Below are 14660 nucleotides of genomic sequence, written 5' to 3'. Positions count from 1 at the left end.
GCGGCCAGCCAGCCGCTGGACCGCATGGTGGCCGTGGTCAACGACGACGTGATCCTGCAGAGCGAACTGAACGAAGCCGTGCTCTCGGTGCAGCAGCAGTACGCCGGCCACACCGAGCAACTGCCACCGATGAACGTACTGCAGCAGCAGGTGCTCAACCGGCTGGTGCTGATGCGGCTGCAGATCCAGAAGGCGCAGGACCAGGGCATCCACGTGTCCGACGCCGACGTCGACCAGGCGATCCAGGGCGTGGCCCAGCAGAACAAGCTCAGCCCCGAGCAGCTGCGTGCCGAGGTGGAGCGCAGCGGCGCCAGCTTCGCCGCGTTCCGCGCGCAGCTGTCCGACCAGATCACCGTGCAACGGCTGCATCAGAGCGTGGTGCAGGACTCGGTCTCGATCACCGACAGCGAGATCGACAACCTGCTCAGCAGCCCGACCTACAAGGCCGGCGAAGTGCATCTGGCGCATATCCAGATCAGCATCCCCGGCGGTGCCGACGCGACGGCGATCCAGGCCAGCCAGACCAAGTCCGAGCAGGCACTGGCGGCGATCCACGGCGGCATGGATTTCAACGCCGCCGCGATTCGCTACTCCGACGCGCCCGACGCGCTGGACGGCGGCGACCTCGGCTGGCGCCGGCTGGACGAGATCCCGCCGGCGTTCGCCGACACCATCACCTCGATGAAGCCCGGCGACGTCAGCCCGGCGTTGCGCGGCCCGACCGGCTTCCACATCCTCAAGCTGGTCGACCAGCGCCAGAGCAGTCGCAAGATGGTCACCGAACTGCACGCCCGGCAGATCCTGATCAAGCCGAGCGAACTGCTGACCCCGGCGCAGGCCGGGCAGAAGGCACAGGACCTGTACCACCGCATCGTCGACAAGCACGAGGACTTCGCCACCCTGGCGAAGGAAAACTCCAAGGACGACACCACCGCCAACCTCGGCGGCGACATGGGCTGGTTCCCGCAGCAGGCGTGGGGCCAGACCATTGCCACGCAACTGGGTCAGCTGAAGGACAACGAGGTATCGCAGCCGTTCCAGAGCGAAGCCGGCTGGCACATCCTGCAGCGGCTCGGCGAGCGCCAGAGCGACCAGACCACGCAGATCGAACGTGACCAGGCGCGCCAGGCCATCGGTACGCGCAAGTCCGAACAGGTCTACGACGATTACCTGCGCGACCTGCGCTCCAACGCCTACGTCGACATCCTGGTACCCGAGCTGCGCAACGCGGACGACCAGGCTGCCGCCAGTTCGCCGTAAAGGCGGTTGGACGCCATGCCACTGCCCCGGCTCGCGCTCACCGCGGGCGAGCCGGCGGGCATCGGCCCCGAGCTGCTGATCCGGCTGGCCGCCACGCCGCTGGCGGCTGATCTGGTGGCGATCACCGACCGCGCCTTGTTGCAGCGCGCAGCTTCACGTTGCGGCCTGACCATCGAGCTGGTCGATGACGACGGCAGCACGCAAGCCGCGCGCCGTCCCGGCACGCTGCGCGTGCGCCACACCCCGCTGGGCATCGATGAAGTACCCGGCCGGCCCGATCCCCACAACGCCCGGCACGTGCTGGACACGCTGGCCGAAGCTGCCGACGGCTGCATGGCCGGACGCTACGACGCGGTGGTCACCGCACCGCTGCAGAAATCCTCGATCAACGACGCCGGCATCCGTTTCAGCGGGCACACCGAATTCTTCGCCGGGCGCGTGCACGCCGAGGTGGTGATGATGCTGGCCAGCCCGGAATTGCGGGTGGCGCTGGTCACCACCCACCTGCCGCTGGCGGCGGTATCGGCAGCGATCACGCCGGCCGCACTGACCCGCGCGCTGCGCATCGTGCATGCCGAACTACAACGCAAGTTCGGCATCGCCGAGCCGCGCATCGCGGTGCTCGGCCTCAACCCGCACGCCGGCGAAGGCGGCCACCTCGGCCACGAGGAGATCGACACACTGATCCCGGTGCTGGACGCACTGCGCGGCGAAGGCATGCACCTGCTCGGCCCGCTGCCCGCCGACACCGCGTTCGTGCCGGCACAACGCGTGCGCTACGACGCGGTGCTGGCGATGTACCACGACCAGGCGCTGCCGGTGCTGAAGAGCGAAGCGTTCGACCGCACCGTGAACCTCACCCTCGGCCTGCCGTTCATCCGTACCTCGGTCGACCATGGCACCGCACTGGATCTCGCCGGTACCGGCACCGCCGACCCGGCCAGCCTGATCGCCGCGGCGAACATGGCGCTCGCGCTGGTCCGGCGCAAAAATGAAATGAGTGGAGGGGAGTGAGAAATGAGTAAAAGCAAAGCTGCCCCACTCGTTTCTCACTCCTCTCCACTCGCTCCTGCCTCATGAACGCGCGCCCCAAGAAAAGCTTCGGCCAGCACTTCCTGCACGACCGGCGCTATATCGACCGCATCGTCAGCGCGATTGCGCCGCGGGCGGAGGATTTCGTGGTCGAGATCGGCTCCGGCGAGGGCGCGCTGACCCTGCCGCTGCTGGCCGCGGCCGGCAAGCTCACCGCGATCGAGCTGGATACCGACCTGATCCCCGCCCTGCAGGCTCGTGCCGCCACCGCGGGCGAGCTGCACATCATCCACGCCGACGTGCTGAGAGTGGACTTCAGCGCGCTGGCGCACAGCCACGGGGTAGCGCGGCTGCGCATCGCCGGCAACCTGCCGTACTACATCTCCAGCCCGATCCTGTTCCATTGCCTCGAGCACGCCGCGGCGATCCAGGACATGCACTTCATGTTGCAGAAGGAAGTGGTCGACCGCATGGCCGCCGAGCCGGGCAGCAAGGTGTATGGCCGGCTGTCGGTGATGCTGCAGCTGGCGTGCCGGGTCGAGCCGCTGTTCGACGTGCCACCGGAAGCGTTCCGTCCGCCACCGAAGGTGGAATCTGCGGTGGTGCGACTGTTGCCGCTGCCGGCCGACGAATTGCACGATGCGCAGCCCGGGCACGTCTACGCGGTGGTCAAGGCCGCGTTCGGGCAGCGGCGCAAGACGCTGGCCAATGCGCTGAGGCAATTGCTCGATGCCGACGCGATCCGCCGCGCCGACGTCGACCCGAAAGCGCGCGCCGAAACCCTTGCCCCAAGCGACTTCGTGCGTCTGGCCAAGATCTACGGCAGTCTCTGACGAAGAAGCGGCGTCCCGATCGTGGCCGCTTCGCCCCATTCATGGCGACAGGCCTTACAATCCGGCCATGACTGAAAAATCTTCCTACACGATCGACGTGCAGGTCGAAACCCGCTTCGTCCCCGATCAATCGAAGCCCGGTGACAATCGCTACGTTTTCGCCTACACCATAACCCTGCGCAACGCCGGCAAGATGCCCGCACGCCTGCTCACCCGCCGCTGGATGATCACCGATGCCAACGGCAAGGTGGAGGAAGTGACCGGCGAGGGCGTGGTGGGCGAGCAGCCCTGGATGCGGCCCGGCGACGATTTCGAATACACCTCCGGCGCGGTGCTGGAAACCCCGGTCGGCACCATGGGCGGCAGCTACCAGATGCTGGCCGACGACGGCACGGAGTTCGACGCCCCCATCCCGACCTTCACCCTGTCCATTCCGCGTACGCTGCACTGATGGCCCTGCGCTGACATGGCTACGTACGCGATCGGCGACGTGCAGGGCTGCTATCCCGAATTGCAACGCCTGCTCGACAAGCTGCGCTTCGACCCGGCGCAGGACCAGTTGTGGTTCTGCGGCGACCTGGTCAACCGCGGCGGCCAGTCGCTGGACACGCTGCGGCTGATCCACGGCCTGCGCGAGTCCAGCGTGATCACCCTGGGCAACCACGACCTCAGCCTGCTGGCGATCGCCCAGCGCCGGCCCGATGCGCAGGCGCGGGTGAATCCCGAACTGCGCGAGGTGCTGTTCGCCGACGACGCGCCGGTGCTGTTCGAATGGCTGCGCTCGCAGAAACTGCTGCACCACGACGAGAAGCTCAACTGGACGATGGTGCACGCCGGCCTGGCGCCGATGTGGACGCTGCGGCAGGCCCAGAGATCCGCCGAAGACGTCGAGCGCGAACTGTCCAGCCCGCGTCATCCGCGCCTGCTGCGCAACTTGTTCGGCAACCGGCCCGCGGTATGGTCAAGCCGCTTGCAAGGGCTGGACCGCCAGCGCGCCACCATCAACACGATGACCCGGATGCGCTACTGCGACGTCAATGGCCGCATCGACTTCGAGGCGAAGGGTGTCCCCGGCACGCAGAAAGCGGGACTGTATCCATGGTTCGAGGTGCCCGGCATGCGCCTGCGCGATACCCGCATTGTCTGCGGCCACTGGTCGGCGCTGGGTCGCTTCGCCGGGCTCGGCGTGCACGCGATCGACACCGGCTGCGTATGGGGCGGACAACTCACCGCGTTGCGGCTGGATGGCGAGGAGCTGCAGTACGTCACCGTCAACGCCGAGCCACACCGCAAGCGGCCGCCGGGCGCCGAGGACTGATTCACCGCGCATTGAACCGGCCCCCATGAAAAACCCCGCCGCGGCGGGGTTTTTCATGGGGCCCGCGACGACTCAGGCAAGCTGGCCGTGGCAGTGTTTGTACTTCTTGCCCGAGCCGCACGGACACGGATCGTTGCGGCCGACCTTGGGGCCGTCATGCTGCGCCGGCTGCTGCGCCAGGCGCATGCCGGCGCCGACCGGTGCCGCCGCTTCGCCGCCGCCGAACGCCCCGACCGGCGGAGCGCCGCCACCGCTCGCCTGCATCTGCTTCTGCAAACGCTCGGCCAGGCGCCGCTGCTCGGCCTCCATGGCGGCAACTTCCTCCTCGCTGCGAATGCGGATCCGCGCCAGCATCTGGGTCACTTCGGCCTTGATCCGTTCGAGCATCTCGGAGAACAGCTTGAACGACTCGCGCTTGAACGCCTGCTTCGGATCCTGCTGCGCATAACCGACCAGATAGATGCCCTGGCGCAGGTAGTCCATGCTGGCCAGGTGATCCTTCCAGGCGTTGTCGACCACGGTGAGCATGACGTGCTTTTCCAGCTGGCGCATGGTGTCGGCGCCGATCTGTGCCTCCTTCGCCTCGAACAGCCCGTTCACCGCACCGCGCACGTGTTCGAGGATCATCCTGGCATCGATCTCCTGCTGCTGCTCGATCCAGTTCTTGAGATCGAGCGACAGGCCGAGCTCGCTTTCCAGCTCGCGATCGAGGCCGGCCAGGTCCCACTGGTCGTCGATGCTGTCGTCCGGCACATACGCGCGCACCATCGTCTGCACCACATCTTCGCGGATGTCGGCGACGGTGGCCGACACGTCGTCGCCCTCGAGCAGTTCATCGCGCTGGCCATAGATCACCTTGCGCTGGTCGTTGGCGACGTCGTCGAACTCCAGCAGGTGCTTGCGGATGTCGAAGTTGTGCTGCTCGACCTTGCGCTGCGCCTTCTCGATCTGCCGGCTGATCATGCGATCTTCCAGCGCGTCGTCGTCCTTCATGCCGAAGCGCTTCATCCAGCGCACCAGGCCTTCGCCGCCGAAGATGCGCAGCAGGTTGTCTTCCAGCGACAGGTAGAAGCGCGAGGAGCCCGGATCGCCCTGGCGGCCGGAACGGCCGCGCAGCTGGTTGTCGATACGGCGTGACTCGTGCCGCTCGGTGCCGATGATGTGCAGGCCGCCGGCCGCGACCACCCGTTCGTGCAATACCGTCCACTCACTCTTGACGCGCTGGCGATCCAGCTCGCTGGCGTCCGCCGGCAATTCGGCCAAGGCCGCTTCCAGGCTGCCGCCCAGCACGATGTCGGTACCGCGGCCAGCCATGTTGGTGGCGATGGTGACCTGGCCGGGCGCGCCGGCCTGGGCCACGATGTGCGCCTCGCGCTCGTGCTGCTTGGCATTGAGCACCTCATGCGCCACGCCGGCCTTGGTCAGCAGGCCGGACAGCAGTTCGGACACCTCGATCGAGGTGGTACCGACCAGCACCGGCTGGCCACGCTTGTGGCAATCCCGGATGTCCTCGATCACCGAACGGTATTTCGGATCCTGCGCGAGGAAGATCATGTCCGGGTTGTCCTTGCGGATCATCGGCTTGTGGGTGGGAATCACCACCACCTCCAGGCCGTAGATGCTCTGGAACTCGAACGCTTCGGTGTCGGCCGTGCCGGTCATGCCGGCCAGCTTCTTGTACATGCGGAACAGGTTCTGGAACGTCACCGTGGCCAGCGTCTGGTTCTCGCGCTGGATCGGCACGCCCTCCTTCGCCTCGACCGCCTGGTGCAGGCCGTCCGACCAGCGCCTTCCGGCCAGGGTGCGGCCGGTGAATTCGTCGACGATGATCACCTCGCCGTCGCGCACGATGTAGTCCACGTCGCGCTGGTAGATGCCGTTCGCGCGCAGTGCGGCATTGAGATGGTGCACCACCGCCAGGTTCTTGGAGTCGTACAGGCCGCTGTCCTGGTCGATCACGCCGGCCGCGCGCAGCAGCTCGTCGGCATGCTGCATGCCTTCCTCGGACAGGTGTACCTGCTTCTGCTTCTCGTCCACCCAGTAATCGCCGCTGCCGTCTTCCACGGTCTGGCGAATCATCTGCGGCACGATCTTGTTCACCGCGAGGTACAGCTGCGGGGAATCCTCGGCCGGGCCGGAGATGATCAGCGGGGTGCGCGCCTCGTCGATCAGGATCGAGTCGACCTCATCGACGATCGCGTAGGGCAGGCCACGCTGGTAGCGCTGTTCCTTGCTCAGCGCCATGTTGTCGCGCAGGTAGTCGAAACCGAATTCGTTGTTGGTGCCGTAGGTGATGTCGGCGGCATAGGCCGCGTGCTTGTCGGCGTGATCCATGCCCGGATACACCACGCCCACATCCAGGCCGAGGAAGTTGTACAGCTTGCCCATCTGCGCGGAGTCGCGCCGGGCCAGGTAGTCGTTCACGGTAACCACGTGCACGCCCTTGCCGGCCAGCGCATTCAGGTAGACCGGCAGCGTGCCGACCAGGGTCTTGCCCTCGCCGGTGCGCATCTCGGCGATCTTGCCCTGGTGCAGCACCATGCCGCCGATCATCTGCACGTCGTAATGACGCATGCCCAAGGTGCGTTTGGCTGCCTCGCGGACCACCGCAAACGCCTCCGGCAGCAGCTTGTCCAGCGAATCGCCGGCAGCAATGCGCTGCTTGAGCTCGTCGGTCTTGCCGCGCAGGGCGTCATCGCTCAGCTTTTCAAATTCGGGCTCCAGCGCATTGATGCGGTTAACGCTCTTGGAAAGCTGGCGCAATACGCGCTCGTTGCGGCTACCAAACAGGCTCGTCAGGGCACGATTGAACATCGATCTTCCGGGTTGGGAGTGAAATGCCCGCTGCAGGCGCGGGCCAATCGGGCATGTTACTACATGCCAACAGGACGCCGCCCATGAGGGTCAACCCCTGTCGGGATACGGCCGCTCAAGCCACGCCGATCCCACCGTCCTGAATGGCGCCGGCCGTGGCGGGATTCAAGGGACGCCGGGCCGGAGGCCCGGGGTCAGCGGTGGTTGCGCACGAACGCCAGCGGATTGACCACGCGGCCGTCGTACCAGACCTCGAAGTGCACGTGCGACCCGGTGGAGCGGCCGGTGGAGCCAGCCCGGGCGATCACGTCGCCGACCTGCACATGCTGGCCCGGATGCGCCACCAACGCGCTGTTGTGCGCATAACGGGTCATGTAGCCGTTGCCGTGGTCGATCTCGATCACGTTGCCATAGCCGCTGCGCACCCCGGCAAACGTCACCATGCCTTCGGCCACGGTATGTACCGGCGTGCCGAGCGGGGTCGAGATATCGATGCCGGTGTGCCGCGCCGCGCGGCCCTCGAACGGGTCCGCACGCACGCCGAAATAGGAGGAAATATAGCCCGGCACCGGCATCCCGGTCGGTTTCAGGTTCGATTCGATCTTGGCGTCCAGCAACAGACTCTGCAGCGCCGACAACTGCGCCTGTTGCCGGTCGAACTGACTGGCCAGCTGGTTGATGCTGTTGTCCAGCACAGGCGGCAGGGCATACGCGCTGCTGCCGGCGTCCTCGATGCCGCCCACCGCCGGCTGCTGGTCGAAATCGAATTCGTCACCGTCGAGCTTGCCGACTTCGGCCAGCCGTTCGCCCAGTGCATTCAGGCGGGTCGACTGGGCCTGCAGCTGGCCCAGTTTCACGGCCAGCGCGTCGAGGCCGCGCTGGGCGTCCTGCCGCACGCCGCCCAACTGGGCATTCTGTTGCTGGATCTGCTGCTGCAGGTCGCGGATCTCGGCCAGCGCCCGGTCACGCGGACTGGCCACCAGCACGGCCAGTGCCACACCAACCCCCATGCAACCGAGTACCGCCAGCGAGACCGCCGAAAACAGTTTCCAGCGCAGGCGACGGTTCGCCAGGTCAAGGGTTTTCGGCAATTTCCTGGCACGTGATACGAGTATGATTTGCATGTCTTTCCAAGATCGAATTCCGGCACCATGCAACGCGCCACTCCGGCCACTTCCCGCCGCATCGGCAACGGACCGAAGTCCCTCGTCGACTGCGGCTCCTTCGCGACACTGGCCCGAAAGGCCGGTGCGCTGGAAGCGCTGGACCGCGCACTGCGCCAGACGTTGCCATCGCCATTGCGCGAGCAGGTGAGATTCGCCAACCTGCGCAACGACCGCCTCGTCTTTCTGGCGTCTTCACCGGGCTGGGCATCGCGCCTGCGCTTGATGCAGACACAAATCCTTGCCACCGCACATGCCATCGGCACCTGCGCCAGTTCAGTCACCGTGAAAGTGGTCCCCCCACCGGTGGTCGCCATAGCGCCGGACCGGTCGAAACCGCTTTCGCCCGCCGCCGCCGCCCACCTCAGGGCCGCCGCCGCGTCATTCACAGACCCCGAATTGCGGGCACTGTTCCTTGAGCTGGCGTCCTTCGCCGAAACCGCTGATTCCCCCGTGCCCGGTACGGACTAACTTGCGCCGTCCGTCTACCGGAGATGGGTTTATAGCATGCAGTTTGTTAAGGAATAACCCCCGATGTCATGGAGACGTGAAGCGCAACGCGGGCAAAAGGTGATTCAAACCACAAAAAAACGGCCATGTCTCGCGACACGGCCGTTTTCGGTGAAGGGCTGGTGAGGGGACGGATGTTGGCTCAGATCGCCTGTGCCGGGTGGGCGTAGGAGATCGGCGAGGTGGCCGGGTCGTCCTGGTAGCTGACCTCTTCCCACGCCGAGGCATCGGCCATCAGTGTGCGCAGCAGCTTGTTGTTCAACTCATGGCCGGATTTGTGCGCGTGGTACGCGCCGATCAGGCTGTGGCCGAGCAGGTACAGGTCGCCGATCGCGTCGAGGATCTTGTGCTTGACGAACTCGTCCTCGTAACGCAGGCCGTCCTCGTTCAGCACGCGGTAGTCGTCCAGCACCACTGCATTGTCCATCGAGCCGCCCAGCGCCAGGTTGTGCTCGCGCAGCATCTCGATGTCGCGCATGAAGCCGAATGTGCGGGCCCGGCTTACTTCCTTGACGAAGGACGTGGTGGAGAAGTCGATTTCGGCACGCGAGGTGCGCTGGCTGATGATCGGGTGGTTGAAGTCGATCGAGAAGCCGACCTTGAAGCCCTCGAACGGCTCGAAGCTGGCCCACTTGTCGCCTTCCTGCACCTTCACCGGCTTCTTGATGCGGATGAAGCGTTTGGCCACGTTCTGCTCTTCGATGCCGGCAGACTGCAGCAGGAAGACGAACGGACCGGCGCTGCCGTCCATGATCGGCACTTCCGGCGCGGAGAGGTCGACATAGGCGTTGTCGATGCCCAGACCCGCCATCGCCGAGAGCAGATGCTCGACCGTGGAGACGCGAGCATCGCCGTTGACCAGCGTGGTCGACAGCCGGGTATCGCCGACATTGTCCTGGCGAGCGCGAATATCCACCGGCGGATCGAGATCCGTACGGCGGAATACGATGCCGGTATTCGGCGCCGCGGGACGCAAGGTCATGTACACCTTGTCACCCGTATGCAGGCCGACACCGGTCGCCCGGATGATGTTCTTAAGCGTACGCTGCTTGATCATTGTAGTTGGTACCTGTGTAGGCAGCAGCCAATCAGGAGCGGATGCTAACACAGTTTTAACCTGTGATAAAAGCAAACCGTACCGTACAGTCTGATTAAGCCTTCATGTTTCTTTCATCCTTGGAAGCGACGGGCATCCGCTGCGGTTTTCCCGATGAAGCGACGGTTCGACGCGACGCTCCGTGCCTGGGACGGGAATCCGGCACGGGGCATCGGGCCGACCGTCACGGGCGAATCCGCGGCGGCTGGCCGTGCGTCATCCGACGCACAGTCTTGCTTGGTACAACGATGAACGGAGCCCGACACGACCGCCACCCCTCACATCTCACGCACGACGCGACCGGCTGAAGCCGATAACGGGCACGATAAAAGTTCGGACCGACCCAGCGGGCATTTGTTCAATATTTTCGCATCTCCTTAACCTGCGCAACCTGCCAGAAACACCAGCTCTCAGTCGGCCTGGCGACGCAGGAACGCCGGGATATCCAAGTAATCGAAACCCGGTTCGGCATTCTTTGCCGGCGCCGCGGGTTCCGCACGGCTGTGGCTGACCGTCATGTCCGGCTGCGCGTAGTCGACCACCTCGTTGCCGGTGCCGGTACGCAGCACGACCGGGCGCGGGCGCATCTGCACCTGCTGGGTCTCGACCATGCGGATCGGCGGCTGCTGGCGCGACGCCATCGCCCGGTTGAGACCGGTGGCAACCACGGTGACCCGCACGTCGTCCTTCATTTCCGGGTCGAGCGAGGTGCCCATCACCACGGTGGCGTCCTCGCTGGCGAAGTCGTGGATGATACGGCCGATTTCGTCAAACTCGCGCATGGTCAGGTTCGGACCCGCCGTGACGTTGACCAGGATGCCACAGGCGCCGTTGAGGTTGACGTCCTCCAGCAGCGGGTTCTTGATCGCCGCCTCGGCCGCCGCCTGGGCACGGTCGTCGCCGCGAGCGGTGCCCGAGCCCATCATCGCCAGGCCCATCTCCGACATCACGGTGCGCACGTCGGCGAAGTCGACGTTGATCAGGCCAGGGGCGGTGATCAGGTCGGCGATGCCCTGCACGGCGCCCTGCAGCACGTCGTTGGCAGCCTTGAATGCGTTGAGCAAGGTGACGTCACGGCCGAGCACGCTGAGCAGCTTCTCGTTCGGCACGGTGATCAGCGAGTCGACGTGCTGCTGCAGATCCTCGATGCCCTTCAGTGCCACCTGCATGCGCCGCCGGCCCTCGAACGGGAACGGCTTGGTCACCACCGCCACGGTGAGGATGCCTTTTTCCTTGGCCAGCTGCGCCACGACCGGCGCCGCGCCGGTACCCGTGCCGCCGCCCATGCCAGCGGTGATGAACACCATGTCGGCGCCTTCGAGCATCGCCTCGATCCGTTCGCGATCCTCCAGCGCGGCCTGCCGGCCGACCTCGGGATTCGCGCCGGCGCCGAGACCCTTGGTCACGTTGCCACCGAGTTGCAGATGGGTACGCGAGCCGCAGGTGGTCATCGCCTGCGCGTCGGTGTTGGCGACGATGAACTCCACGCCTTCGATGTTGGCATTCAACATGTGTGCCACGGCATTGCCGCCGCCGCCGCCCACGCCGATCACTTTGATGACTGCATTGGGTGCGAGTTTATCAATCAGTTCAAACATTTCCCGTCCTCCGTAGAGTTGTTGTCGTTGTAACCATGGAGCGCGACTCCTGTCGGTCCGTGGTGGTGGGCGAACGTCCTTCTGCCCGTGGCTGCGCCTCCTGCGCCGCTTGGAAAAATCGTCATCAGAAATTCCGGGTGAGCCAGCCGCGCAACTTGCCGACCAGGCCACCGACACTGCCGCCACCCGAGCCGCCCATGCGCGTACCGCCGGCGCGCGAGCCATGCAGCAGCAGGCCCACGCCGGTGGCGTGCAGCGGGCTGGAAACGACTTCGCCGAGGCCGTCGATCTGCTGCGGCACGCCGATGCGCACCATCTTGTGGAAGATCTCCTCGGCCAGCTCCAGCGCGCCTTCCATCTTCGAGGCGCCGCCGGTCAGCACCACGCCGGCGGCGACCAGGCTCTCGTAGCCGGAGCGGCGCAGCTGGTCCTGCACCATCTCGAAAATTTCCTCGTAGCGTGCCTGCACGCTCTGCGCCAGCGACTGCCGCGCCAGCCGGCGCGGCGGGCGATCGCCGACGCTGGGCACCTGGATGGTTTCCTCCGCGTGCGCCAGCCCGGTCTGCGCGCAGGCGTACTTGATCTTGATCTCCTCCGCATGCGCGGTCGGCGTGTGCACGCCGTAGGCGATGTCGCTGGTGACCTGGTCGCCGCCGACCGGCAGCGAGGCGGTGTAGCGGATCGAGCCCTGGGTGTAGATCGCGATGTCGGTGGTGCCGGCGCCGATGTCGACCAGGCACACGCCCAGCTCGCGCTCGTCGTCGGTCAGCACCGCCTTCGCGCTGGCGACGGCCGACGGCACCAGCTCGTCCACGGTGAGGCCGCAGCGCTGGATGCACTTGGTGACGTTCTGCACCGCCGCCGCCGCACCGGTGACCAGGTGCACGTTTGCCTCCAGCCGCACGCCGCTCATGCCGATCGGCGCACGGATGCCGTCCTGGCCGTCGATGCGGTATTCCTGCGACTCCTTGTAGAGCACCTTGCGGTCGGCCGGGATCGCCACCGCGCTGGCTGCTTCCAGCACCTGCTCCAGGTCGCTGGCGGTGACTTCGCGGTCGCGGATCGCCGCGTTGCCGTGCGAGTTGCGGGTTTCCAGGTGGCTGCCGGAGATCGAGGCGTAGACCGAGCGGATGTCGCAGCCGGCCATCAGTTCGGCCTCCTCCACCGCGCGCTGGATCGAGTGCACGGTCGATTCGATGTCGACCACCGAGCCGCGCTTCATGCCGCGCGAGACGTGGGTGCCGATGCCGATCACGGTGATCGGTTCGCCCGGCTCGTACTCGCCGACGATCGCCACCACCTTCGAGGTGCCGATGTCGAGCCCGACCACCAATTGCTTGTCATTGCGCGGCTTCATGAGCGGGGCGAACCTCCAGCGTTGACGGCGGCCGTCTGCGGCCAGCGCACGGCGAATCCATTGGTGTAGCGAAGATCGGCATAGGCGAAGCCGTCGGTATGGCCGGCGATCAGCTGCGGGTAGACGTCGAGGAAGCGACGCAGCCGGCGCCCGGCGTACTCGCGGTCGCCGATCACGATCTGCGCGCCGTCCGCCATGCTCACGCTCCAGCTGCCGCGGTCGGTCAGCGCCACGCCGGTGATCTGTAGTTGAGTGCCGGCAAAGGCCTTGCGGGTTTCCGCATAGAAGCTGACTACCTCGGCCAGCCGTGCATCCGGGCCATGCAGGCTCGGCAGCGCGCCGGCGCCATCCATGCCCGGCGCATCGAACACCAGACCCTGCCGGCTGATCAGCTGCTTGTCGTTCCAGCGGGCGAACGGCTGGCGCTCGTAAATGCGCAACTGCAAGGTATCCGGCCAGCGCTTGCGCGCCTCGACCGACTCCACCCACGGCAGCGCGGCGACGGCCTTCTGCACCGCGTCCAGATCCAGCGCGAAGAAACCCTTGCCCAGGCGCGGCCGCACCGCAGCGCGGATGTCGTCCGCGCTGACATGCTTGAACTCGGCCTGCACCGTCAGCTGGGTCACCGGCCAGCGCCCGGCCGCAAACCACCCGCGCAGCACGCCGACGATCGGCAGCGCGACGAGCGCGATGGCGAGGCACCAGGCGACGAGGCGGACGGTTCCTTTCACATGCCCTCCCGAAAACTGGTTTCCAGCACGCGCCAGCACAGTTCCTGGTAGTCGATACCGGCCGCCTTGGCCGCCTTCGGCACCAGCGAATGCGAGGTCATGCCCGGCGCGGTGTTCACTTCCAGCAGCCAGTTGCGGCCGGCGCGGTCGCGCATTACGTCGACGCGGCCCCAGCCGGCACAACCGAGCGCATCGAACGCCTGCAGCGACAACGCGCGCAGCTCCGCTTCGGCGTCGCCTTCCAGACCGGGGCACAGGTACAGCGTGTCCTCGGCGATGTACTTCGCGTTGTAGTCGTAGAACGCACCCTTCGGCACGATGTGGATGCTGGGCAGCACTTGGCGGCCGAGGATGCCGACAGTCAGCTCGTCGCCCTCGATCAGGGTTTCCATCAGCAGGTCGCCCGGATACTTCGCGGCCAGCGCGACCGCCTGGTCCAGTTGCGACTCCTCGAACACGCGGGTGACACCCACGCTGGAACCCTCGCAGGCCGGCTTCACGATCAACGGGAAGCCGACCTGTTTCGCCGCCGCATGCACGTCCGCGCCGCGCGGCAGGGCCACGAACTTCGGCGTCGGCAGGCCGAGCGACTGCCACACGCGCTTCGAACGCGTCTTGTCCATCGACAATGCCGAACCGAGCACGCCCGAGCCGGTGTACGGCACGTTCAACGCCTCCAGCGCACCTTGCAGCACGCCGTCCTCGCCACCGCCGTGCTGGCCGTGCAGGATGTTGAACACGCGCGCAAAGCGTTCGGTGCGCAGCGCATCGAGCAGCGCCGGGATGCCGTCGACCGCATGCGCGTCCACACCGCGCGCCTTGAGCGCTTCCAGCACGTTGCGGCCGGAATCCAGCGAGACCTCGCGCTCGGCCGAGCTGCCGCCCATCACCACGGCGACGCGACCGAACCGGGCAGGATCGCTGATCTTGTCCACGGTCACCTTCATG

General features: G+C 66.3%; 13 protein-coding genes. 6 read left to right on the top strand and 7 right to left on the bottom strand.

Features of this window, described 5'->3' with window-relative positions; all coding sequences use genetic code 11:
• The 5 genes from ABD024_RS03570 to ABD024_RS03550 all read left to right on the top strand — a co-directional run.
• Positions 1-1260 (top strand): peptidylprolyl isomerase (locus tag ABD024_RS03570; RefSeq protein ID WP_343849759.1); only part of this gene is annotated, 1260 nt, incomplete at its 5' end.
• 15 nt (positions 1261-1275) lie between these two features.
• Complete coding sequence (pdxA, locus tag ABD024_RS03565; protein ID WP_343849757.1) at positions 1276-2274, top strand: 4-hydroxythreonine-4-phosphate dehydrogenase PdxA; 999 nt, start codon at positions 1276-1278, stop codon at positions 2272-2274.
• A 62-nt stretch (positions 2275-2336) separates the two neighbouring features.
• A complete protein-coding gene (gene rsmA, locus ABD024_RS03560; protein ID WP_343849755.1) occupies positions 2337-3125 on the top strand; it encodes a 16S rRNA (adenine(1518)-N(6)/adenine(1519)-N(6))-dimethyltransferase RsmA in 789 nt (262 codons plus the stop codon).
• Positions 3126-3192: 67 nt separating this feature from the next.
• The gene (gene apaG, locus ABD024_RS03555; protein ID WP_056387533.1) at positions 3193-3576 is read left to right on the top strand and encodes a Co2+/Mg2+ efflux protein ApaG; all 384 of its coding nucleotides are present in this window, start codon (positions 3193-3195) and stop codon (positions 3574-3576) included.
• Positions 3577-3591: 15 nt separating this feature from the next.
• On the top strand, positions 3592-4443 hold the full coding sequence (locus ABD024_RS03550; protein WP_343849752.1) for a symmetrical bis(5'-nucleosyl)-tetraphosphatase: 852 nt from the start codon (positions 3592-3594) through the stop codon (positions 4441-4443).
• 72 nt (positions 4444-4515) lie between these two features.
• On the opposite strand, the gene secA is transcribed toward ABD024_RS03550, so the two are convergent.
• Both secA and ABD024_RS03540 read right to left on the bottom strand, forming a co-directional pair.
• Positions 4516-7257: a preprotein translocase subunit SecA gene (gene secA / locus ABD024_RS03545; protein WP_343849750.1), complete on the bottom strand. Its 2742-nt coding sequence runs from the start codon at positions 7255-7257 to the stop codon at positions 4516-4518.
• Positions 7258-7451: 194 nt separating this feature from the next.
• Complete coding sequence (locus ABD024_RS03540; protein WP_343849748.1) at positions 7452-8381, bottom strand: M23 family metallopeptidase; 930 nt, start codon at positions 8379-8381, stop codon at positions 7452-7454.
• A gap of 27 nt (positions 8382-8408) precedes the next feature.
• Between ABD024_RS03540 and ABD024_RS03535 the strand changes: the two genes are divergently transcribed.
• On the top strand, positions 8409-8891 hold the full coding sequence (locus tag ABD024_RS03535; protein WP_343849746.1) for a DciA family protein: 483 nt from the start codon (positions 8409-8411) through the stop codon (positions 8889-8891).
• Between the two features lie 181 nt (positions 8892-9072).
• On the opposite strand, the gene lpxC is transcribed toward ABD024_RS03535, so the two are convergent.
• From lpxC to ABD024_RS03510, 5 genes are all read right to left on the bottom strand, one after another.
• A complete protein-coding gene (lpxC, locus tag ABD024_RS03530; RefSeq protein WP_343849744.1) occupies positions 9073-9987 on the bottom strand; it encodes a UDP-3-O-acyl-N-acetylglucosamine deacetylase in 915 nt (304 codons plus the stop codon).
• A gap of 449 nt (positions 9988-10436) precedes the next feature.
• Entirely contained in the window at positions 10437-11624 is a 1188-nt protein-coding gene (ftsZ, locus tag ABD024_RS03525; protein WP_343849741.1) for a cell division protein FtsZ, read from the bottom strand.
• Positions 11625-11748: 124 nt separating this feature from the next.
• Positions 11749-12981 (bottom strand): cell division protein FtsA, encoded by a 1233-nt coding sequence (gene ftsA / locus ABD024_RS03520; protein WP_056387557.1) that lies wholly within the window; start codon positions 12979-12981, stop codon positions 11749-11751.
• The gene (locus tag ABD024_RS03515; RefSeq protein ID WP_343849738.1) at positions 12978-13712 is read right to left on the bottom strand and encodes a cell division protein FtsQ/DivIB; all 735 of its coding nucleotides are present in this window, start codon (positions 13710-13712) and stop codon (positions 12978-12980) included. The genes ftsA and ABD024_RS03515 overlap by 4 nt, the downstream gene beginning before the upstream one ends.
• Entirely contained in the window at positions 13709-14659 is a 951-nt protein-coding gene (locus ABD024_RS03510) for a D-alanine--D-alanine ligase (protein ID WP_343849736.1), read from the bottom strand. Before ABD024_RS03510 ends, ABD024_RS03515 begins: the two co-directional genes overlap by 4 nt.
• Position 14660: the final 1 nt, after the last annotated feature.

This window comes from Rhodanobacter soli, from assembly GCF_039523495.1.
GTDB lineage: Bacteria > Pseudomonadota > Gammaproteobacteria > Xanthomonadales > Rhodanobacteraceae > Rhodanobacter > Rhodanobacter soli.
This window is presented reverse-complemented; position numbering and strand designations above follow the sequence as displayed.